Annotated in this window: 17 protein-coding genes; 7 read left to right on the top strand and 10 right to left on the bottom strand. The window is 47.7% G+C overall.

What is annotated here, in order from left to right:
• Positions 1 to 361: 361 nt before the first annotated feature.
• The 9 genes from GWG06_RS04265 to tgt form a co-directional block, all read right to left on the bottom strand.
• Positions 362 to 1,492 (bottom strand): TIGR03364 family FAD-dependent oxidoreductase, encoded by a 1,131-nt coding sequence (locus tag GWG06_RS04265; protein ID WP_160711543.1) that lies wholly within the window; start codon positions 1,490 to 1,492, stop codon positions 362 to 364.
• Positions 1,493 to 1,510: 18 nt separating this feature from the next.
• Entirely contained in the window at positions 1,511 to 2,188 is a 678-nt protein-coding gene (locus GWG06_RS04260; protein WP_160711541.1) for a phosphonatase-like hydrolase, read from the bottom strand.
• 219 nt (positions 2,189 to 2,407) lie between these two features.
• Positions 2,408 to 2,986, bottom strand: coding sequence for a hypothetical protein (locus GWG06_RS04255; protein ID WP_127042361.1), 579 nt, complete (start codon positions 2,984 to 2,986; stop codon positions 2,408 to 2,410).
• Between the two features lie 100 nt (positions 2,987 to 3,086).
• Positions 3,087 to 4,112, bottom strand: coding sequence for a PorP/SprF family type IX secretion system membrane protein (locus GWG06_RS04250; protein ID WP_160711539.1), 1,026 nt, complete (start codon positions 4,110 to 4,112; stop codon positions 3,087 to 3,089).
• A gap of 6 nt (positions 4,113 to 4,118) precedes the next feature.
• Positions 4,119 to 7,793, bottom strand: a complete 3,675-nt coding sequence (locus GWG06_RS04245; protein ID WP_160711537.1) for a DUF7948 domain-containing protein — start codon at positions 7,791 to 7,793, stop codon at positions 4,119 to 4,121.
• Positions 7,794 to 7,954: 161 nt separating this feature from the next.
• On the bottom strand, positions 7,955 to 10,048 hold the full coding sequence (gene recG, locus GWG06_RS04240; protein ID WP_202182957.1) for an ATP-dependent DNA helicase RecG: 2,094 nt from the start codon (positions 10,046 to 10,048) through the stop codon (positions 7,955 to 7,957).
• 199 nt (positions 10,049 to 10,247) lie between these two features.
• A complete protein-coding gene (locus GWG06_RS04235; protein ID WP_127042369.1) occupies positions 10,248 to 11,573 on the bottom strand; it encodes a citrate (Si)-synthase, eukaryotic in 1,326 nt (441 codons plus the stop codon).
• A 434-nt stretch (positions 11,574 to 12,007) separates the two neighbouring features.
• The gene (locus GWG06_RS04230; RefSeq protein WP_127042371.1) at positions 12,008 to 13,087 is read right to left on the bottom strand and encodes an LptF/LptG family permease; all 1,080 of its coding nucleotides are present in this window, start codon (positions 13,085 to 13,087) and stop codon (positions 12,008 to 12,010) included.
• Positions 13,088 to 13,241: 154 nt separating this feature from the next.
• Complete coding sequence (gene tgt, locus GWG06_RS04225) at positions 13,242 to 14,372, bottom strand: tRNA guanosine(34) transglycosylase Tgt (RefSeq protein WP_160711535.1); 1,131 nt, start codon at positions 14,370 to 14,372, stop codon at positions 13,242 to 13,244.
• A 464-nt stretch (positions 14,373 to 14,836) separates the two neighbouring features.
• Between tgt and GWG06_RS04220 the strand changes: the two genes are divergently transcribed.
• From GWG06_RS04220 to GWG06_RS04195, 6 genes are all read left to right on the top strand, one after another.
• Positions 14,837 to 15,901 (top strand): glycosyltransferase, encoded by a 1,065-nt coding sequence (locus tag GWG06_RS04220; RefSeq protein ID WP_235938134.1) that lies wholly within the window; start codon positions 14,837 to 14,839, stop codon positions 15,899 to 15,901.
• Between the two features lie 26 nt (positions 15,902 to 15,927).
• The gene (rsmG, locus tag GWG06_RS04215; protein WP_160711533.1) at positions 15,928 to 16,557 is read left to right on the top strand and encodes a 16S rRNA (guanine(527)-N(7))-methyltransferase RsmG; all 630 of its coding nucleotides are present in this window, start codon (positions 15,928 to 15,930) and stop codon (positions 16,555 to 16,557) included.
• A gap of 124 nt (positions 16,558 to 16,681) precedes the next feature.
• The gene (locus tag GWG06_RS04210) at positions 16,682 to 17,239 is read left to right on the top strand and encodes an RNA polymerase sigma factor (RefSeq protein WP_160711531.1); all 558 of its coding nucleotides are present in this window, start codon (positions 16,682 to 16,684) and stop codon (positions 17,237 to 17,239) included.
• A 27-nt stretch (positions 17,240 to 17,266) separates the two neighbouring features.
• Positions 17,267 to 17,698: a hypothetical protein gene (locus tag GWG06_RS04205; protein WP_160711529.1), complete on the top strand. Its 432-nt coding sequence runs from the start codon at positions 17,267 to 17,269 to the stop codon at positions 17,696 to 17,698.
• A 12-nt stretch (positions 17,699 to 17,710) separates the two neighbouring features.
• Positions 17,711 to 17,920, top strand: coding sequence for a hypothetical protein (locus tag GWG06_RS04200; protein ID WP_127044287.1), 210 nt, complete (start codon positions 17,711 to 17,713; stop codon positions 17,918 to 17,920).
• Between the two features lie 197 nt (positions 17,921 to 18,117).
• Complete coding sequence (locus GWG06_RS04195; protein WP_127044288.1) at positions 18,118 to 18,684, top strand: DinB family protein; 567 nt, start codon at positions 18,118 to 18,120, stop codon at positions 18,682 to 18,684.
• A gap of 123 nt (positions 18,685 to 18,807) precedes the next feature.
• On the opposite strand, the gene GWG06_RS04190 is transcribed toward GWG06_RS04195, so the two are convergent.
• Positions 18,808 to 20,694 carry a M1 family metallopeptidase gene (locus GWG06_RS04190; protein ID WP_127044289.1) on the bottom strand — a complete coding sequence of 629 codons (1,887 nt, stop codon included), beginning with the start codon at positions 20,692 to 20,694 and terminating at the stop codon, positions 18,808 to 18,810.
• Positions 20,695 to 20,993: 299 nt separating this feature from the next.
• On the opposite strand from GWG06_RS04190, the gene GWG06_RS04185 reads away from it, so the two are divergent.
• The gene (locus GWG06_RS04185) at positions 20,994 to 21,677 is read left to right on the top strand and encodes a nitroreductase family protein (RefSeq protein ID WP_127043488.1); all 684 of its coding nucleotides are present in this window, start codon (positions 20,994 to 20,996) and stop codon (positions 21,675 to 21,677) included.
• The last annotated feature ends 5 nt before the right edge of the window (positions 21,678 to 21,682 follow it).

Genomic DNA, 21,682 nt, shown 5'->3' with positions numbered 1-21,682 from the left:
AACATGCAGCCATGTTGAGTAACCTGGCTGCAGAAACGTTGCTAAAGCTGGATAATACGATTACCGGGAAATAAATACAGGAAAGTATAATCGTTTTGCGGCGATTGTTTTTCATAACGTTTCATCTGCATTTAATTTATTAATTATTTAAGCAAAAACCTAATATCATTTGAGCTTTTTCTAATCAGAATTTATGCTTTGCAATTACGAATTACGAATTGCGAATTACGAATGCAGAAGCGAAGAGCTAAGCAAAGACTGAAGCAGATATTTTATAGTTATCCTCTTCAGTCTTTGCTTAGCTCTTCGCTTCTGCATTCGTAATTCGCAATTCGTAATTCGTAATTCTTTTTTGTAATTCCTATCCAACCAGTTCTTCCGCCAGCCCGAACGACAACGTCATGCCTGCGCCGCTGAGGGCATTTACAATCGTTACGTCCTTTTCAGGGGTGAGGATAAGCTCTGTACCTCCGTTGGTGAGTTTAGGGTAAATGCCATGCCATTGTTCCTGGATGGTGCTGGTAGGCGCCGCCAGGAAGGTGTGCATATATTTCAGAATTAAATCGTTGATGAAGGCTTTATCAAATGGTTCGAAGTCCGGACCATATTCGTGGGAATCGCCGATTGTCAGCTCGCCGGCGCCGTTTTGTGAAATCAGGAGATGAATACCCCATTTTACATATTCCGGCATTTCCTGGCGGAAGCGTTCTTTCAGCGGTACCAGTGTTTCGCAGGTATTGAAAGCCGCATAGTGCGCCAGGGTGAGGCCGGCGCACAGTGCAGGTCCCAGCTGCCAGTTGTCCGGCTGCGGGATGGTGCGCATCATCTGCAGTTTGCATTTAGTCAGCGGTGCTGCTGCATAGGCTGCAGGGTATAATGTTTCGAAATCGGCGCCGCTGCAGACATACACCTGGTCTACCTTCCATTTTTCGTCTTTTGTTTCGATATATGGCAGGCTGATACCGTTAACGGCTGTATTAAAACGCACGGTTACGTTCATTTTCTCTTCCAGATGCCTGGCTATGGCAGCACTGGCCTGACGGGGATTAACCGTCATTTCAGTATTACTCCACAACGCGCCTTTCAGACCATCGGTTTTAATGGCTTTGGTGTAGTTGCCTATTTTATCGGGGGAAATCAGTTCACATGCGTAACCATTGCCGGGTGCGGCCTGCGCGAATTCTTCCAGCACTGCCAGCTCATCCTTTTCATATACCAGATGCAGCGACCCCGTTTCATTGCATTGCAGGCCCGTTTCCGCTGCCAGCTGTTTCCATACGGCGCGGCTGTGCATAGCGCGGTTATACATTTTGCCGGCAGACTGCCCGATAGGCCATACCAGTCCGAAGTTGCGGATAGAAGCGCTGATAGCCCTGCTGTTGCGTTCAAATAAAACTACTTTTTTCCCTTTGCCGGCCAGCTTATACGCCATGGCCAGTCCTACAATACCTGCGCCTATTACAGCTACATCAGCCTGTTGTTGTTGCATCATTAATATGAGATAGACAGATTAGAAAATAGAAAGTATTTCATCCAGAGAAGCCACCAGGTGGGTATGCGGACCTTTCTCCAGCTCTTCGCGGCTGTATGCGCCTGTAGTTACACCTATCACATAACGGCAGCCTGCATTGGTACCTTCTTCCAGGTCGGAAGTGGTATCGCCTATTTTCGCTACCGACTGTATGCTGCGAATTTCCAGCTCCTCCATAATGTTATAGATCATATACGGATAAGGACGGCCGTGCGGCACTTCATCGCTGGTCCATACTGCATCAATCAACCCTGACTTCTGCCAGCCGGTTCTGTCCAGAATAACATCGGTAATACCTCTGTCGAAACCTGTATCCAGCGCTACTTTAATACCTTTCTCCCTCAATGCGGCAAATACGCCGGAAACACCTTCTTTCTCCCTTACCACAGTGCTGGTCTCGTAATGTTCCTTCATACGCGTCACAAACAGCGTATGGAGTTCAGTAATATAATCTGCATCCTCAAAACGCGGATGCTGGTGCTGCTCCAGCAAATACCTGATCGCATAAGGTTTCGCATATCCCATTACCTCATTTACCTCCTCCAGCGTTACCTGCACACCTGCTGCTGCAATAGCCTGCTGCAATACCAGCGCTACATTGGATTCATCATGCAAAGTGGTGCCGGCAATATCAAAAACGGCTAACTTAATTCCCATCGCTTTAAAATTATTTTCTGGGTACAAAGATATAAATCTTGTAAAATAAAGTTTAGCCTTTATAAACTATTTAACACACAGATAACCTTTAGCAATTACGAATGATGAATTAAGAATTATGAGTTGGGGCGAAGATTAAAGCGGGTAAAATATTTATCATCCGCTTTAATCTTCGCCCCAACTCATAACTCATCATTCGTAATTCGTAATTCGTAATTGCTAAAAGCCTAAACCTGCGCCTACGCGGTAAATCACATTATTCCGGTAAGGTGAGCGGTTATCCTGAATGACATCGTACAGGATGGAAATGCCGATTCCTACCCTGCCGCCTACGCTTTGTGTGTAGCCGGCGCCGAGGAGGAGGCTTGGAACGGTGTAACTGGTGCTGAGGGTTTGTTTAGGATTTGTATAAAAAGTTGATTTCTGGGAGATATAATTGTATTCAGGCTGAATGTGGACAAACAGCATGGGTACAGGGTATACCCGCCCCCAGACGCCACCGCCGAAGATGGTGTATTTGTCGCGCTGTGCTACATCGCCATTGTAATTATAGGCTTTGAATTGTCCGTATTGTGCATTTATGTTGATACCTGCTGCGATATAATCATTAAAGCGATAGCCTACGAGGGGGGAAATATCAACATTGGTATAATCGCCGAACACCATACCCAGCGAGCCTCCCAGTATCAGGCGGGAAGGATCGAAGCCTTTGCGTATGCTGGTATCAGTTTTATAATACTGTGCATGCGCCAGCTGAGCGATAACCAGAAAGAAGATGCCTGTCAGTAAACGTTTCATACCTTGTATTTAAATTTTACAGTTGTAAGTGCAGGGGGTATTCCCGAAGCAAATGTGGGTTATTCGCCGCATGCATTCCATTACCGGCACCGGCTGCCCTTTAGAAGGAAGGGCAGATAGTGGATCTTTTAGCATTGTTGAAAGAGCGGTTGGAGTACAGACCGCTGTATACTATACCTATTTCATAAGCGCCCCGGCGGCTGTTGGAAGAAGATAAAGCTGATGTAGTTACATCATAACTGAACATCAGTTTTACATTGCTTAGCTGGTAGCCTACCATGAACACCGCTGCATCGCCCGCTCTGTAGTAGATACCGCCATAAGCCTGCTGCACACCGTCGCCGGAAAGGTTATAGGCAGCATTCAACCCGATCACCGTTTCATGCGATTTGGCCTGCTGCGCATAATAGGCGCTCGGATTGATGATTACCTGATCGCTCAGTTTGATACTCGCATTCAGGAATCCGATGTACCGGCGTGGAACGATGTTATCACCGTCATAAAAGGTTTCCCTCGGCTTGTTGACATGTTGTACAGCAAAGCCGGTATTAACATAAATATTATCCGTAGGAAAGTAAGCGTAGTTCATTCCTACATTCATATCAAAATAATTGACGCTGGACTGTGTAAACGGTTCTGCAGTAGGCATCTGCGAGTCAAAGAATTTACCATTCCACTGGTCGCCGAATGTCAGCTTGGTGATATCCACCCGTTTGTTGGCAGAACCGGCTTCGAAACCCAGCGACAACAGGCTGCTTTCGCCCAGCAGCTGGTGGTAAGCCACAGTAGCGTATCCTTTGGTGGAAGTAAGGTTTCCGCTGCCGGCCACATCGCGCAGAATCACGCCGCCAACGCCTACCCAGCCATATACCAGCTGATCGCGTAATAGCTGGAAGTCCCCGTATACCGACATGGTTTTATAAGGCACCGGTATGGAAGCCCACTGATTGCGGTAGTTGATTCCGATGCGGTAGTTACCGTCAGGAATAAACCCCGTGTTCGCCGGGTTGGTGGTTAACGGTGAATTGAAATACTGGGAGAAGTGCAGGTCCTGCGCAGTTCCGCTTCCGGCAGCACTTATCAGTATCAGTAATACTGTGGTAATTTTAACAATCTGCTTCTTCATGGCTCATCATCTTAACAAGGTTACACTTCCGGACCTGTTTGCTTTGGTGCCGTCTGTAAATTCAAGGTTCACCACATAGGCATATGCATCCATTGGCTGCACCGCCCCTTTGAAACGCCCATCCCATCCTATCCGCTGATCGCTGCTTTCAAATACCAGTTGTCCCCAGCGGTTGAATATTTTAAGATTGAATTTTGTTACGCCGAAGCCTTTCACATAGAAAACATCATTCATCCCGTCATTGTTGGGCGAGAAGGCAGAAGGTACGTCAAATAACGGCACCACGATAGCACTTACCATTTTACATTTGGTTTCCGTACAGCCTTCAGGGTTAGCGGCGGTCAGACATACGTTGTAGGTACCTGATCGCAGATACTGATGCTGCGGATTTACGGCTGAGGTAGTATCACCGTCACCGAAGTTCCAGAGATATTTGGTAGCGCCGATAGATAAATTAGTGAAGGTCAGCGGTGTATTTTCTACAGGCTTGAGCGGTGAGTAATCAAAATCTACCTGCGGCGGTTCTGCTACCAGCACCGTTTTGGTGATGCTGTCCTTTTTATTACAGGTATTCTCATCCAGCGCCAGCAGCTTGATCTTCCATCTGCCGGGCCGGTTGAAGGTATGCAGCGGATAGGGATCTGTGGTAGTGGTATTATCATCTTCAAATGTCCAGACAAAACTTTCTCCACCCAGGGTCGTATTCTCCATCTTCAGGGTGGTACCCACACATACGGTATCCGGCACATCGAACTGCGCAGTAACGTTAACGGCCACACGCAGTGGAACTGTTTCTGTTTGCGGGGCATTGCAGAAGTTGTTATCTACCAGGGTAAGACTTACATTATACACACCCGGCGCAGCAAACTTGTGCGTAATCGGGAACTGAGTTGTACCTACATTTATCGGCGGACTTCCGTCACCGAGGTCAAATATGAACGAATTATCCTTAAACTGTGCTTGGGGTTCTGACTCATTCAAGAAAATATAGGCCAGGTCTTCACAGGGTGGCTGGCGCCTTCCTTCAAATTTGAGTGTGGCCTTGTTATTGCCCAGTTTTACTTTTACATAAGCGGTATCTGAACCATTACAGCTTTTAGCATCAAATTTCACCATACGGATCGTGTATTCACCTACAGCGGTATAGGTGTGCGACATGGTATCTTTACCATTTACCAGTGGTGATCCGTCTCCGAAATCCCATTCCCATCTTTCTGCCGGCAGGCGGGTGGTATCAATGAAAGTAATGGTTTCCGGCACGCAGTAGTTCATGCGCCGGTCCAGGGTTTTCACACCTGCTTTCACGCCGTCCAGGTTGAAGGCTATTTTGAGCGCGCCGAAGTTACATCCCCGCGGAGGCGTGCTGGAATAGGCGCCGGGAGTTGTCGGGTAGCGGGGTTTAATACCGGAGTTGCTGACATTACACCAGGCGCAGATGCCCTGATAGATAACCCCGTTGCGGTCGAAACGGCTGGTACCACCGTCCACATGCTCATACAAACCATTTCCGCCGAAGTAGCTGCCGAAAAGGATACCGGCAGCATCCCGCTGTAATACGAAAAAGTAAAAGTCCATTCCATCGGTTGTTCCCAGCAGCGGGTTCTTCACCGGCATATTAAATGTGCCGGAATTGGGGTACTTCAGTTCCTGGTTAATACCGCCGCCCCATCCGGATACATACACATTCTCGCACCTGTCTACCAGGAACGCGGTGGGTGAAATAGCCGGTGTGCTGGCAATGCTGCGGCGTTTGCCGAACGTGGTGGAATATACGAATTCAGTAAGATTGGGCTTCAGTTTGGAGATGAACTGCAGGGAGTTATCATTGTAGTCGGTAGCAGGGTTGAGTAGTTTGATGGGCCAGGTTCCTTCTGTGGTGCCCATTACATACACAAATCCTTTTCTATCGAGCTGAATACCGTATATCTGGTCAGCCGCGGGATCATTGGCGCCGAGGTAGGTAGCTTCAATAATTCTCTTGCCGTCGTTGGTGATATGTGCAATGAAGCCATCGCATACGCCTCCGCGGAAGTCTTTATACAATGCGCCGGGCGTGGTAGGGAAGTCAATGCTGGCGGTACCACCGGCAACATACAGGGAGTTCAGGCCGTTCAGGGCAATAACATATGCCGCATCTTCCTGTGTGCCACCGATATAGCTGGCCCAGAGAATATCTTTACAGAGGGGATTGATTTTAATGACCACGCCATCCTGTCCTCCCCGGAATGCAGGCTGGAATACACCCTGCGTTGTAGGAAAGTCACTGGAGCGGGTACATCCGGCCACATAAATATATCCGGCATCATCTATTACCACTTCGCTGCGGGCATCGTCGCCGTAGTTGCGTAACAGCACCTGTGCGCCACCGGCGCGGGCTTCTCTGATATTCACGCCATCGTCTGCACTGCCGCCGATAACCAGGCTACCGATGATAGCGGTGCCGGTAGCATTCAGTTTCACAACTGCCATATCCCAGCCGCCGCCGGTGCCGATGCGTTTCAGTTCCGGGAAATCGCCGGAACTGGTTCTGCCTGAAATCACCAGATTACCGGCAGGATCTACAAACAAACTATGTGGCTGGTCCTGTCCGCCGCCGCCCAGATAGGTGGCGTACAGCAGCCGGGTACCGTTGGAAGAAAATTTAGAGATTGCCATATCGAAGTTACCACCGCCAAAAGCGCTGCGGACAGCGCCGGGCGTAACCGGGTAGCCATTGGCAAACACGATGCCGCCGCCGTAAAAACTGCCGGCATCATCGTAGGTGGCGGTAAAGCCCCAGTTATCCGCGCGTGCCCCCGAAACAGTGGAGAACACATACACCGGATCAATAATCAGGGGATAGGCAGGATTGTATTCTCCGGACACACGATATCCCAGGATATTGCCATTCAGCCGGTAACTAACCTTAACGGGCACACGCTGATTACCGATATACTGGTATGCATATGGAAGCTGTTCAATAACATCGCCTACAGAGGTATGTATCAGGAGCTGCCCTTTTTTTAATTCCAGGCCGGCAGCTCCTTCGTAGGACAATTGTATCTTTCCCGGATCGGCACCGGGTTGCAGGATAAGATCATATTTCAGCTGGGAGGCTTCAGAGTAGATATGTGCATCTACGCCGGGGTACAGTTCCCGGTAGGTGATACCCTGAAAAGATTTAACATTGGAGGCCCATTTCTTCGGATCTTTTCCGATGAAATAGTTGGCTATTGCTTCCTGCGGCTTTTCAGGCGCAATTTCTGCATTTTCATTTGCTCCGATAAAAGTAACGTTATAGGCGTGGCCTCTTACATCCGGAATGCGGCTGGGCCGTGGAGGCGGTTTCTCGCCGGCGCGCTGCTGTGCTGTGGCAGCTGCCTGCGGTTGACCGGCGCGCTTGTTCTGTAACTGTGCGCTGTTACGGGAAGTATCTGCCGCATGCGCATGTCCGTGTACATAATCATTCAGTTCAAACAGGTCATCATTATTCAGCACAAGAAAAGTAAAACCTGTTTTCTTCAGGAAAATGGCGGCATTGCCCAATTCCGTTTTATAGAGTACCTCCGGCTCCCACTGCCCTTTATTCTCCGTAAAATTCAATGGCGAAAAATTCACAGGTTGCTGCGCCAGAACAGTTTGTCCGGAAAACAACAGGAGGATAATCATTCCAATAAGGCCGGTCGGGAGGGTAAATTTCAACGGGATCAGATTTATTTTATTCTTAAAAATGAATATACCATTTATAAACGCAGAAGCCTATTAAATTGTTACGGGTGCACACATAAACCACTGCCATCAGGATGCGCTTCAGGGACTATACCATTAAATCAGACTGTATAATTTAATAAACGTTAAAAACGTCAGGAAATTTTACTCCATTGCGATTTCCCGCGCTGTACTGCCAAATATTCCTTTAAGCCCTGATTTTCAGGTAAGAGCAGGTCTGTATCTTCTGTGAGAATTTTTTCGGCGCTGACACGGGCGGCATCCAGGATGGGTTTGTCCTGCAGGATATCCGCCAGTTTGAAATCCAGTACGCCGCTCTGCCGGGTGCCTTCAATATCGCCGGGCCCCCGCAGTTCCATATCTTTCTCTGAAATGATAAATCCGTTATTCGTTTGTACCATTACGTTAATGCGTTCTTTAGACACCTGTCCCAGTTTATTGCCGGTCATGAGGATGCAGAACGACTGCTCGGCGCCGCGTCCTACGCGGCCGCGCAGCTGGTGCAGCTGGGAGAGGCCAAAGCGCTCCGTACTTTCTATTACCATCACAGAGGCATTGGGCACGTTCACACCAACTTCGATCACCGTGGTGGCCACCATGATACTGGTATCTCCGGAAACAAAGCGCTGCATATTGGTTTCGCGCATTTCCGCCGGCTGCCTGCCGTGTACCATGCTGATATAAAACTGTGGTTCCGGAAAAAACGCTTTCACTTCTTCATATCCTTTCATCAGGTTTTCATAATCCATCTTCTCACTGTCTTCAATCAACGGATATACGATGTAGGCCTGTCTTCCCTTCTTCACTTCCTCTTTGATAAAATCCATTACCTGCGGGCGCTGGAATTCCGTACGATGCACGGTGGTAATAGGTTTACGGCCGGGAGGCATTTCATCGATAACAGATACATCCAGGTCGCCGTAAATAGTCATGGCCAGGGTACGCGGTATAGGCGTAGCTGTCATGACCAGTATGTGTGGCGGAATATCATTTTTTTCCCATAGGCGTGCCCGTTGTGCCACACCAAAACGATGCTGTTCATCGGCAATGGCAAGGCCCAGATTTTTGAATACCACTTCTTTTTCCAGGAGGGCATGCGTGCCCACGAGGAAATCGATGGTGCCGTCTGCAATGCCCGCCAGTATCTGCTTACGGGCTTTCCCTTTTATGCTGCCGGTGAGCAGGGCTATTTTTACCTGCATAGGCTGCAGGAGTTCAGCCAGACCTTTAAAATGTTGCTGCGCAAGGATTTCCGTAGGCGCCATGAGGCATGCCTGAAAACCGTTGTCTTTTGCGAGGAGCATGGATAGCAGGGCTACCATGGTTTTCCCGCTGCCTACGTCGCCCTGTAACAGGCGGTTCATCTGCCGACCATGTATGGTATCCATACGTATTTCCTTCAGCACGCGTTTCTGCGCGCCTGTCAGTTCAAACGGCAGATGATGATTATAGAAGTCGTTGAATGAAGCGCCGACTGTGCCAAACACATATCCGTGCGATTGCTTATGCCGCTTGAGTTTCAGCCGGCAGATACGGATCTGGGCGATGAACAGTTCTTCGAATTTGAGACGGCGTTGCGCCTGGTGCGCTTCCTCTTCGCCGCCTGGCAGGTGAATCCTGAAATAAGCCATGGACCTGGGCATCAGGCGGTACTGCTTCAGAACGTCCAACGGAATATTTTCTCTTATTTCGTTGGGAGATAACTGTTCCAGCAGGTTCCTGGTGAGTTTTCCTATAGCCTTTGCCGTTAGTCCGCGCGCTTTTAACTTCTCCGTTGTATAATACACCGGTTCCAGGAACTGCTTGCCTGTGGCTGTTTCTTCGGTGAGCAGATCCATTTCGGGATGCGCCAGCTGCGCCACACCGTTGAATACGGAGATACGCCCAAACACCAGGTAGCTGACATTTTCCCGCAACGATTTCTGCATCCATTGCCAGCCCTGGAACCACACCAGGTCAATGACACCGCTTTCATCCCGGAAGGTAGCTACCAGCCGTTTTCCCCTGTTCTCTCCTACTATTTCCATCCGGATAATCCGCCCGCGTATCTGCACAAAATCTTCATATCCGCTGAGATCGGATATTTTATCAATCCGGGTACGGTCTACATACCGGAAAGGAAAATACTGCAGCAGGTCGCCGAAAGTATGCACATTGATTTCCTTACGGAGCAGTTCACCCTTCTGCGGCCCTACTCCCTTCAGGTATTCTATCGGATTGGATAATATGGCGGTAAATGTAGAAATAAGCTGTTTTTTAAGGCACGAAGATAAAATAATTACGAATTGCGAATTACGAATTACGAATGTAGAAGCGAAGAGCTAAACGGAGATTAAAGGTGATATTTAATACTTATCCCTTTAATCTCCGTTTAGCTCTTCGCTTCTACATTCGTAATTCGCAATTCGTAATTCGTAATTACATTATTTATTCAGTCACCGCTTCTACCTTACCTTCCACAAACTGTTTCATCCATTCGGTAGTAACAGATTTTGGTCTTTCCAGGGAGAGGCCCAGCGCTCTGTCCCAGCAGAGGGAAGCGAGTACGCCCAGTGCACGGGATACACCGAACAGTACAGTGTAGAATTCATATTCTACCATGCCGTAATGTACCAGTAATGCGCCGGAATGTGCGTCCACGTTAGGCCATGGGTTTTTCACCTTGCCCAGGTCCTGCAGGATTGGCGGAACGGTTTCGTATACAGTCCATACAATTTTCACCAGTTCATCATCCGGCAGATGTTTCTTGGCGAATTCCATCTGTGCGGTGAAGCGGGGATCAGTTTTACGCAGCACAGCGTGACCGTAGCCTGGTACTACTTTACCTTCTGATAAGGTTTTACGTACATAGGCTTCAATCTGCTCTTTGGTTGGCGTACCGCCACCCAGTTCTTCGCGCATGCTGAGAATCCATTTGATTACTTCCTGGTTAGCAAGACCGTGCAGGGGGCCTGCCAGGCCGTTCATACCGGCAGCGAAAGAGAGGTAGGCATCACTCAGGGCAGAACCTACCAGGTGCGTCGTGTGTGCGCTCACGTTACCACCTTCATGGTCAGCGTGAATCACCATGTACAGGCGCATCAGTTCTCTGAAACCTTCGTCGGAATAACCGAGCATATGGGCGAAGTTACCTGCCCAGTCCAGCATGCCGTTTGGCTGTATATGCTGGCCGCCTTTATACTTGCGGCGGTAAATGTAGGCAGCTATACGCGGCAGGCGCGCAATGAGGTTCATGGTATCCTCATAGGTATAGCTCCAGTAGTCTTTTTTATTGATACCCTCAGCATAGGCGTGTGCGAAAGAAGATTCTGTCTGCAACGCCATGATGCCTACGGTAAACATCGTCATCGGGTGAGTGGTGATAGGCAGCGCTTCAATAGCATCAAATACGTGGTTGGGTACATGAGAACGACGGCCCCACATGCTGGATAAATACTGTACATCTGCTTCAGTCGGCAATTCACCTATCAGCATCAGGTAAAATAATCCCTCTGGCAGCGGCTCTGCACCTCCAGGCGCTTTCGGCAGATGGTCCCTCAGTTCCGGAATGGAATATCCACGAAAGCGGATCCCCTCATTTGCATCCAGCAGAGACGTTTCAGTCACCAGACCGGTAATACCGCGCATACCTTGGTAAACCTGTGCGACAGTTACGTCCTCAATTTTCTTTGATCCGTGATTTTTTACCAGGTCCTTTACTTCAACGTTAAGATCATCTGCTTTAACCTTGAATTTTTCTTTTATGTACCCCATTTTACTGCTATTGTTTATATAAATGAAACAAAATCGATCAATTGTCAAAAGTAATGATTTGTTAACGAAGTTACCACCCTTTGATGGTATTTAATGTCAATTTAACAACCCCCTGATCAGGGTATCAGTCAGGAAATCATCTGGCAAAAATCATAATATATAATTCTATTTCAAATAATTAAACATTATAAAATAACAATAATTATCAGACGTTAAAGAAATGTAAATTTTTTCAGAATGAATTGAAAATATTGAAAGAAAAAGCCGCAAAATCTATCCGGAAAGCAGTGATACGGTTAAAAAATCAGAAATTCTCAAGGACGATGATGTCTCATAAAACGGATTGAAAAAAAGCGGGTATTTTTTTGGGAAGATGACAAAAAAAGAGACCGGATGACCGGTCTCTTTTTATACAAGATAATTTTAATACAGTGTCATTTGGGTGCCCGGCGGTACAGGTACAGTGCCAGTGCCCCGAACAGAAAATTAGGTATCCATACTGCCAGCAAGGGGTTCAGATCCGCTTTCACACTGAACACGGTGGTAAACTGCATCAGGATGATATAGCTGGCGCTGATAACAATCCCCACAGCCAGGTGAAGCCCGCTTCCGCCGCGTGTTTTCTTGGCGGCTATAATACCCCCGATCAGGGTCAGGATCACCACCGCTGCAGCTGCAGAGGTTCTGCGGTAATATTCTACCCAGTAGGTATTCAGTCCTTCCGAACCGCGGATAGACTCGCGTTTGATATACTTCCGCAGATCCGGCGTGGTCATGGCTTCCTGCAGGTTCTTTACTTCCAGCAGGTCTTTAGGTACCAGCGGAATTTTCAGCATGGAATCCTGGCGGCTGCTCCAGTTTTCCTTCAGGCCATTCATGGTGCGTACGGAAACATAATCCAGGCGCCACGCTTTTGCGGTTGAATCCCAGGTGATACGGTCCGCCTTCAGTTTCATGATAATCTGCTGCCCGTTAACCTTTTCCAGGCTGAAGTTACTGCCACTCTTATAGTTCGGATCGTAGGTACCGAAGGTAACATAGGTGAAGCTGTCTATACGGCTGGTGCGGTCATACTGCGACTGCTGATCGTCCGGGGTGCGGATTCTCGTATTCTCAAAAGTTGTACGGATACGGTTGGCGTTGGGTACCACCCAATAGTTGGCCAGCCAGAGGATCCCTCCGAAAAGAAAGGCGCCTACCCAGTAAGGACGCAGGAACCGGCGGAAGCTCACCCCGGAAGCCAGGATAGCAATAATTTCCGTCCGGTACGCCATCTTCGAGGTGAAGAATATAACAGAAATAAAAATAAACAGCGGAAACAGCAACGCAGCAATATGCGGGATGAAGCCAAAGTAGTAATCCACGATAACGTCGTGCAGGGATATACGATACTTTATGAAATCATCTACCTTCTCTGTGATATCGATCACCACAGAAATGACCAGCAATATCATCAGGGAATAAATAAAAGTTCCAATGAGCTTGCGTAAAATGTACCAATCTATTTTAGTCATATGACTCCAAAGATATTAGTTATAATTCTAATTACGAATTGCGAATTACGAATTACAAATGATGAGCGAAGATGAAAGCGGATAGGGCATTTACTTCTTCGCTTTTATCTTCGCTCATCATTTGTAATTCGTAATTCGCAATTCGTAATTAGAATTATAATCGTGTTTTTAATTGCTTCACCATGCTGGTTTTCCAGGTGGCGAAGGTACCTGCAAGGATTTGTTTGCGGGCTTCCTGGACCAGTTCCAGATAAAAAGCAAGGTTATGGATACTGGCTAATGTCATGCCTAAAATTTCGCCGGCCACGAAGAGGTGGCGCAGGTAGGCGCGGGAATAGTCGCGGGTGGCAAAGCATTCGCTGCTGGCGTCTACAGGGCTGAAATCGGATGCCCATTTTTTGTTGCGGATGTTGATAACTCCGTTCCAGGTGAAGAGCATGCCGTTGCGGCCGTTACGGGTAGGCATAACGCAGTCGAACATATCTACGCCGAGTGCAATGTTTTCAAGTATATTCCAGGGCGTACCCACCCCCATCAGGTAGCGTGGTTTTTCTTTCGGTAAGATATCACATACCAGTCCGCACATTTCGTACATATCTTCTTCCGGCTCGCCTACGCTTAATCCGCCGATAGCGTTGCCGGCGCAGTCCCTGGAGGCAATGAATTCTGCTGAAGCGGCGCGGAGATCCTTATAGGTGCTTCCCTGAACGATGGGGAACAGCGTCTGTTCATGGCCATAGGCAGGCTGGGTATCTTTCAGCCGCTGAATACAGCGGTTCAGCCAGCGGTGCGTCAGCTCCATGGATTTGCGCGCATACCGGTATTCGGAAGGGTATGGCGGGCATTCATCGAATGCCATGATAATATCCGCGCCGATCGTGCGCTGAATATCCATGACGTTCTCCGGTGTGAAAAGATGCTTAGATCCATCTATATGTGACTGAAATACAACGCCTTCCTCCTTAATTTTACGGTTGCCGGCGAGGGAAAATACCTGATAACCGCCACTATCTGTCAGAATAGGCTTATGCCAGCCGTTGAATTTATGCAGGCCGCCGGCGGCAGACAACACTTCCAGGCCCGGCCTCAGATACAGGTGATAGGTATTACCTAAAATAATCTGCGCCTTTACTGCATCACGCAGCTGTTCCTGCGTCACAGCCTTTACGCTGCCCACAGTGCCCACCGGCATGAAAATCGGCGTTTCTATTTCTCCGTGGGCGGTCGTGATCTTACCAGCCCTGGCATTACTGCCGCTATCTGTAGTAATCAGTTCAAAATTCACAGGTCATAATTTCAGCGTGCAAAGATACAGGAATTACGAATTGCGAATTACGAATTACGAATGAGGAACCCAGGCCAATCAAAGAAGGAATTTATTAAGTTAATTATGAATTATGAGTTACAGTGAAGATCTGAGCGGATATTATGTAATTAATTAATTTAATTTGTTCGCTCAGATCTTCACTGTAACTCATAATTCATAATTAACTTAATAAATTCCTTCTTTGATTGGCCTGGGTTCCTCATTCGTAATTCGCAATTCGTAATTCGTAATTAACTTAATAAATTCCTTCTTTGATCGGCCCGGGTTCCTCATTCGTAATTCGCAATTCGTAATTCGTAATTATTTTATTATTTTACAGATAATAAAAATATTATATTTTTGCCAGCATTATGCTTGATCATCTGGGTGAAATTGCCTTATACTTTTTTGCTGCCGTAGCAGGAATTCAGATAATATATTTCTTGTTTATCTTTTCCCGGGTAGCCTTTTATCGTCGGAAATTTGACCTGGATCAGGCTCCATCCGGGCCTTTTTCGGTTATCATATGCGCAAAGGACGAAGAGCTGAACCTGCAGCGGAATCTGCCGGGTATATTACAGCAGCGTTATCATGTGCATCACAAGCCGGAATACGAAGTGATTGTTGTCAATGACAATTCTGAAGACGATACCCGTTATTACCTGCGTTCCATAGAACCGGGCTATCCGCATTACCGCCATATTGAGATCAAGCAGGCGGCCAAATTTATTCCCGGCAAGAAATATCCTTTGTCTATAGGGCTGAAAGGCGCTCAGTTTGAGCATGTATTGCTCACAGACGCCGACTGCAAGCCCGGCAGTACCAACTGGTTATCATTGATGAGCCAGGGTTTTGATACCGAAAAGGAAATTGTACTGGGCTATGGTGCATACCATAAGAAACCGGGCTTCCTCAATAAAGTTATCCGCTACGAAACCTTTTTCAGCGCCCTGCAGCATCTGTCCTTTGCCATGAGCGGCATGCCTTATATGGGCGTGGGCCGTAACCTGGCGTATAAGCGGGAGCTGTTTTTCAGGCACAAGGGTTTTACCAGCCACCAGCATCTGGCCAGCGGAGATGATGACCTGTTTGTCAATGCCGCCGCCAACAGAAAGAATGTAGGCGTGGTGATCGACAAGCAGGCATTTACCTACTCTGAACCCAAAATCAGCTGGAACAGCTGGTTCCGGCAAAAAACTCGGCATATGTCTACCGGCAAGCATTACCGTTTCGGGCATAAGTTCGTACTGGGCCTGTTCTCCCTTACTCATTTTCTCTTCTATCCGGCATTTATACTCGCCCTGTTCTTCCCCCCGCCTATCCTGTGGTATGTGTTGGGCATCTTCGGGCTGAAAGTACTGGTACAATCCATCATCACGTTTGCGGCTATGCGTAAACTGGATGAAAGCGACCTTTTCAAATTCAGCTGGCTGATGGATATTTTCATGGTGCTGTACTATATTCTCTTTACGCCGGCCTTATTATTCCGTTCCAAAAACAGGTGGTAGACAGCGAAAAGCTATATTTTTGCGGCATGGATATTATTTTAAAGTATTTCAGCGACTTCACACCGGAGCAGCTGGAGCAGTTCAAAGCCCTGAAAGGTTTATACCAGGAATGGAATGAAAAGATCAATGTGATCTCCCGCAAGGATATAGATTCCTTATACGAAAAGCACGTATTACATTCGCTGAGCATAGCCGCTATTGCAGATTTCCAGGCGGGCACACAAATCCTGGACCTGGGTACCGGCGGCGGTTTTCCCGGTATTCCGCTGGCTATCTTCTTTCCTGAAGTACAGTTTCACCTGGTGGATTCCATCGGTAAAAAAATAAAGGTAGTGCAGGGTGTCAGCGAGGCGCTGGGCCTGAAAAACGTTACCAGTGCGCATAGCCGCGTGGAAGATATTAAAAACCGTAAATTCGATATCGTGGTTTCCAGGGCAGTAGCGCCGCTGGGCGACCTGTGGCGCTGGAGCAAGCCGGTGCTGAAGAAATCTGCCGTTCCCGGCAAACAATTTGAAAAAGGCCTGATATGCCTCAAAGGCGGCGACCTGGCGGAGGAAATCTCTCAAAGTGGTGTAAAACCCAGGCTGATAGATGTTTATGAGATTTTCCCGGAAGAAAGTTTCAAAGACAAATACATCTTGATGGCTAAAAGCTGATCCGGTGGCTGCCGCCGCGCTTGTTTAACCCCATTCCCATATTTTTTTTCTATCCTTAAAATATCCGCATCGTTGTTTCGTCCTCCTTATTACGATGAAACAATTGCTCCTCACAAACAGCATTATGGCCCAAGAGCAGAACGAGCGTATACAGGCTACCGTTAAGCAGGAACGCAAGCGGTTACTGCACTTCATCAGGCAGCGGGTAAATAATGCATCAGATGCGGAGGATATCTTACAGGACGTACTATATCAGTTTACAGAATACCTGCGGCTGGGCAGCCAGATAGATTCTATCACCGGCTGGCTCTTCGCAGTAACCCGGAACAGGATCACTGACTGGTTCCGGAAGAAAAAAGAAACACCCTTCGCCGAATATGTCCGCGAAGTGGAAGGAGAAGAAGTACTCTTCCTGCCGGAAATCCTTTCTGATGATGCCTTACAGGCCGACACGCCGATGATCAGGAAAATCATGTCAGAAACCATCATGCGCGCTATTGATGATCTGCCACCGGAACAGAAACAGGTTTTTCTGCAGCATGAACTTGAAGGGAAATCATTTAAAGAGATGAGCAAAGAAACGGGCATCAGCGTCAATACGCTGCTGTCCAGAAAAAGATATGCCGTGCTGTACCTGCGGGAACAACTGGCAGCACTGTATAAAGAAATTTCAGAAGATTAAAATCATTCATTAAATAATTACATCATTATGAGACATCGATTCAGCATAGGAAAGAAAATAGGACTGGGCTTTCTGGGCATCCTGTTCTTTGCACTGGTTATTTTTGTAACCCAGCAATTGTGGAACTGGCTGATACCTGAGCTCTTCCATGGTCCGGTAATTACCTACTGGCAGGCATTGGGCCTCCTTGTTCTTGGCAAACTGCTCTTTGGATGGAATGGCCACCGTGGCGGTGGCTGGGGCAAGCGCAGGCAGTGGGATGAAAGATTAAAGGAACGTATGGCCGGTATGACTCCTGAACAAAGAGAACGCATGAAAGAACACCTGCGCAACCATTGCCGTCCCGGACGCGGCCCCTGGCGCAGAGACTGGCGGCAGTACCCGGAAGATGAAACCTGGGATAACCCCGGTCAGCCGTCCGCTGAAAAGGATAAAGAACAAGATAAAGGTCAACGCTAAATCCGCCATGCCATGATAGGTATTTTCAAAACCAACATATCCAGCCCGCAGGAAAAACAGCAGATGATCCATGCCATTGAATCACAGTTCATTGTCGGCAGCTGTCATGTAGATATCGAGGATTGTGATAAGGTATTACGCATCGCCGGTCTTCAGGTAGAAGAAAATATTATCATCGATTTTGTTAAAAACCAGGGCTTTTTATGCGAAGTCCTGGAATAATCTGAAAAATTTTTACACATACACATATTTTGCGGTACCCACTGCCAACAAAAGCTAATATTATCTTTTTAAATATTCAATATTTTATTGGTTACCTCGTAAAACCGGCGTAACTTCAGAGAGAATGCAATGGCCCGGGTATACTGATTCAAAGCGCGAGGTTATGTGTTTTTCTGCACCCTTTAAATCATCTTCCTATGTACCTGAACCAGCATGAGATCCGCACTCACCTCAGCAAGAGCTTCGACGATTTCGTCGCCTTTATTCAGACACTTCCTGATCAAAGGTTTACAGCTACGCCATATGGGAAATGGTCTGCCGGTCAGCAGCTGCATCATCTGATAAAATGTGCCCGGCCGGTAGGAAATGCCATGTCGTACCCTAAACTGGTACTCCGGTATTTCGGCACCAGCCAGCAACCTTCCCGCTCCTATAACACCCTTGTGGAAGCATACCAGCATTTACTTGACAACGGCGCTACCGCCACCAGAGCCTATTGGCCCGGGATTGTCTACAATGCACAACGCCCCGTACTCATTCAGGCATTTCTGAAACAACGGGACAAACTTCAGGACCTGCTGTCCGGATGGTCGGAGCAGGACCTGGATAAATACCGCCTTCCCCACCCTATCCTGGGCAAAATAACCGTCAGGGAAATGCTGTATTTCACCACCTACCATAATGAACATCATCTGCAACAACTCCGGTATAATGAGCTGCAAAGCCATACGTGGGAGAATCAGCTGCAACAGCTTATATTTTAAATTACGAATTGCGAATTACGAATTGCGAATGTAAAAGCGAAGACCGAAGCGCATACTTAAAGTATGATCGCTTCGGTCTTCGCTTTTACATTCGCAATTCGTAATTCGTAATTCGTAATTTCCTTACAGTATTGCTTTATTATTCTTCCTGTCCATATCTGCCATCCGTTGGCTGGGGTCTATTTCCAGTTCTCTGATGTCTGATAATGGCAGGTCTATTTCCACATCGTAGGTGGGGTGTGTCCAGAACCAGGGAGTATTTACCACGCGTTTAATGGCGGGGGACTCGTCAGGCTTTTCACCGTACATGATGGAGAGCGGAATGTATTGCAGTACCTGACTGCCGTTTCTGGCAGTTACCATCAGGTCAACCGGCATGGGCATGTAGCCAACGCGGCGCAGGCGTACCGTGGTTTTATTTCCGTTACTGAAAACGCTGTCGATGCCGTAATCTATGTGCTTGGTGGTGTTGATAAAGTATTGTTTATACCAGTCCAGCTCAATGCCGCTTTGTTTTTCCATAACGCGGATGAAGTCATTGGCGTTGGGATGTTTGAAGCGCCATTCGTTGTAATAGCGTAACAGGCCGGCATCGCGGTTTTGCGCGCCGATCACATATCCCAGCTGTTCCAAGAATACTGCACCTTTGGAATAGGCCGTGCGGCTGTAGCCAACATTGGTATTGTAGTGGTCGGAATGCGTGGTAGCCGGTTCTTCAAACGGGCTTCTGGCAAGTCCGAAGTAGCTGTCATACGAGCCCTGATGCGGGTTACGGTTTTTCAGGGAATCGATAGTATAGTGGATGGTATTATCTTCAGCGAAGGTGGTGAAGCCTTCATCCATCCATGGATACAGGCTTTCGTTGGTAGCCAGCATGCCCTGGTACCAGCTGTGCATCCATTCGTGGATAGCTACGCCGTAGAGGCCATCGATTTTACCATTACCGAGGATAAGCGTACCCATAGGGTATTCCATACCGCCGTCGCCACCCTGGATAAAGGAGTATTGCTGGTACGGATAAGGTCCGTAATGCGTTTTGATGAAGGCATAGGCAGCAGGAATCATCTTAGCCAGCTGCGGCCACGTTTCGCGCGTATGCTCATTTTCTATATAGAAGAAGTGCGCGGTGAAATTATCTACCTTCTGGGTGATGTGTTTATAATCCGGGTCTGCGGCCCACATAAAGTCGTGCACATTCGGAGCAATGAAATGCCAGGTCAGTGTATTGCCGGCTGGGCGAGTTACCTTAGCGCCGGGAGCTTCATAGCCGTAACCGATCTGGTTGGGGTTCTGCAGGTAACCCGTACCACCCAGTACATATTTTTTATCGATGGTGATTTTCACATCATAGTCGCCCCAGACGCCGTAGAATTCGCGGGCGATATAAGGAGTAGCGTGCCATCCTTCGTAATCGTATTCACACATTTTGGGATACCACTGCGCCATGGAGAAGTCTACACCTTCTGCATTATTTCTGCCACTGCGGCGGATCTGCACTGGCACCTGTGATTCGAACTCCATATCGAATACAGCTTTGGAATGAGGCAGTACAGGTTTATCCAGCGTTACTTCCAGGATAGTTTCTATTACTTTGAAAGCCTGTGGTTTACCATCTCTTTTGAGGGAGATGATTTTCTGGTAGCCGGTTTCATTGGGGGTCAGCTGGGAAATGCGGTCACGGACACGGTTATCCCAGTCAGGACGGTTGTTACCTTTGCTGTCTCTTCCCACCACAATTTTTCCCAGTTCACGACTGCGTACATCCATCATACTGTTGGGCTGAAACGCGTTCCAGTAAAGGTGGTAGAAAACTTTCTTCAGCGTGTCCGGAGAGTTGTTAAAATACTCAAGATGCTGTTTTCCGGTGAACCTGTTGGCAGGGGCATCTACCGCAATATCCATTGTGTATTTTACCCTTTGCTGCCAGCGGTCTGACTGCGCCTGAGACTGTAACCAGCTGCCTGCCAGCATTGTGACAGCCAGACAGCTACCTAATACCCTGTACTTCATTCAATTTAATTTTGTTCAAAAAGCGAAAATACCAATAATAATTACGAATTACGAATTGCGAATTACGAATGAGGAAGCCAATCTGATCAGGCAGGAATTGGAATTAATTATGAATTAAGCATTATGAATTATGAGTTAAAGCGAAGATTATAGCGAATAACACATGTCGCTCTGATCTTCGCTTTAACTCATAATTCATAATGCTTAATTCATAATTAATTCCAATTCCTGCCTGATCAGATTGGCTTCCTCATTCGTAATTCGTAATTTGTAATTCGTAATTTAAAAAATCATACATCATGTCAACCCAAAAAATCATCGCAGGTTATCCCTTTATCAGTTATTCTCATGATACTTACGAAACGTCTGAAATGATAGCGCAGGCGGCCTCCTTTGAAGATTGGATGGAAAAAAGGAGGACGGTAAGGGACTTTTCAGACAAGGCCGTACCGAAGGAGGTGATAGAGCACATTATCCGTGCTGCCAACACAGCGCCATCGGGGGCTCATAAGCAGCCCTGGACCTTTTGTGTGGTGGGTGATCCGGCTATCAAGAAAGTGATCCGGACAGAGGCAGAGAAAGAGGAATACAGGAGCTATAACAGCCGTATGTCGCCGGAATGGCTGGAGGATCTGAAGCCACTGCAGACCGACTGGCATAAGCCCTTCCTGGAAGTTGCGCCCTGGCTGATTATTATGTTCAAGCGTATTTATGAGACTGATGACAACGGGAAGAAGAAAAACAATTACTATGTACAGGAAAGCCTGGGTATAGCGGCAGGTTTTCTGCTGACGGCTATTCACCACGCAGGGCTGGTAGCGCTGACGCATACGCCCAGTCCCATGAATTTCCTGGGAGAGATTCTGCAGCGTCCGGAAAATGAGAAGCCTTTTCTGCTGGTGCCGGTAGGCTATCCTGCAGATGAGTGCTGGGTTCCGGATATTCACCGGAAGCCGCTGGAAGATGTGGCTGTATTTTATTGAGATGA

The organism is Chitinophaga solisilvae (genome assembly GCF_009928525.1).
Classification (GTDB): domain Bacteria; phylum Bacteroidota; class Bacteroidia; order Chitinophagales; family Chitinophagaceae; genus Chitinophaga; species Chitinophaga solisilvae.
Note: the sequence above shows the minus strand (reverse complement) of the source record. Positions and strands in the feature narration are given on the sequence as shown.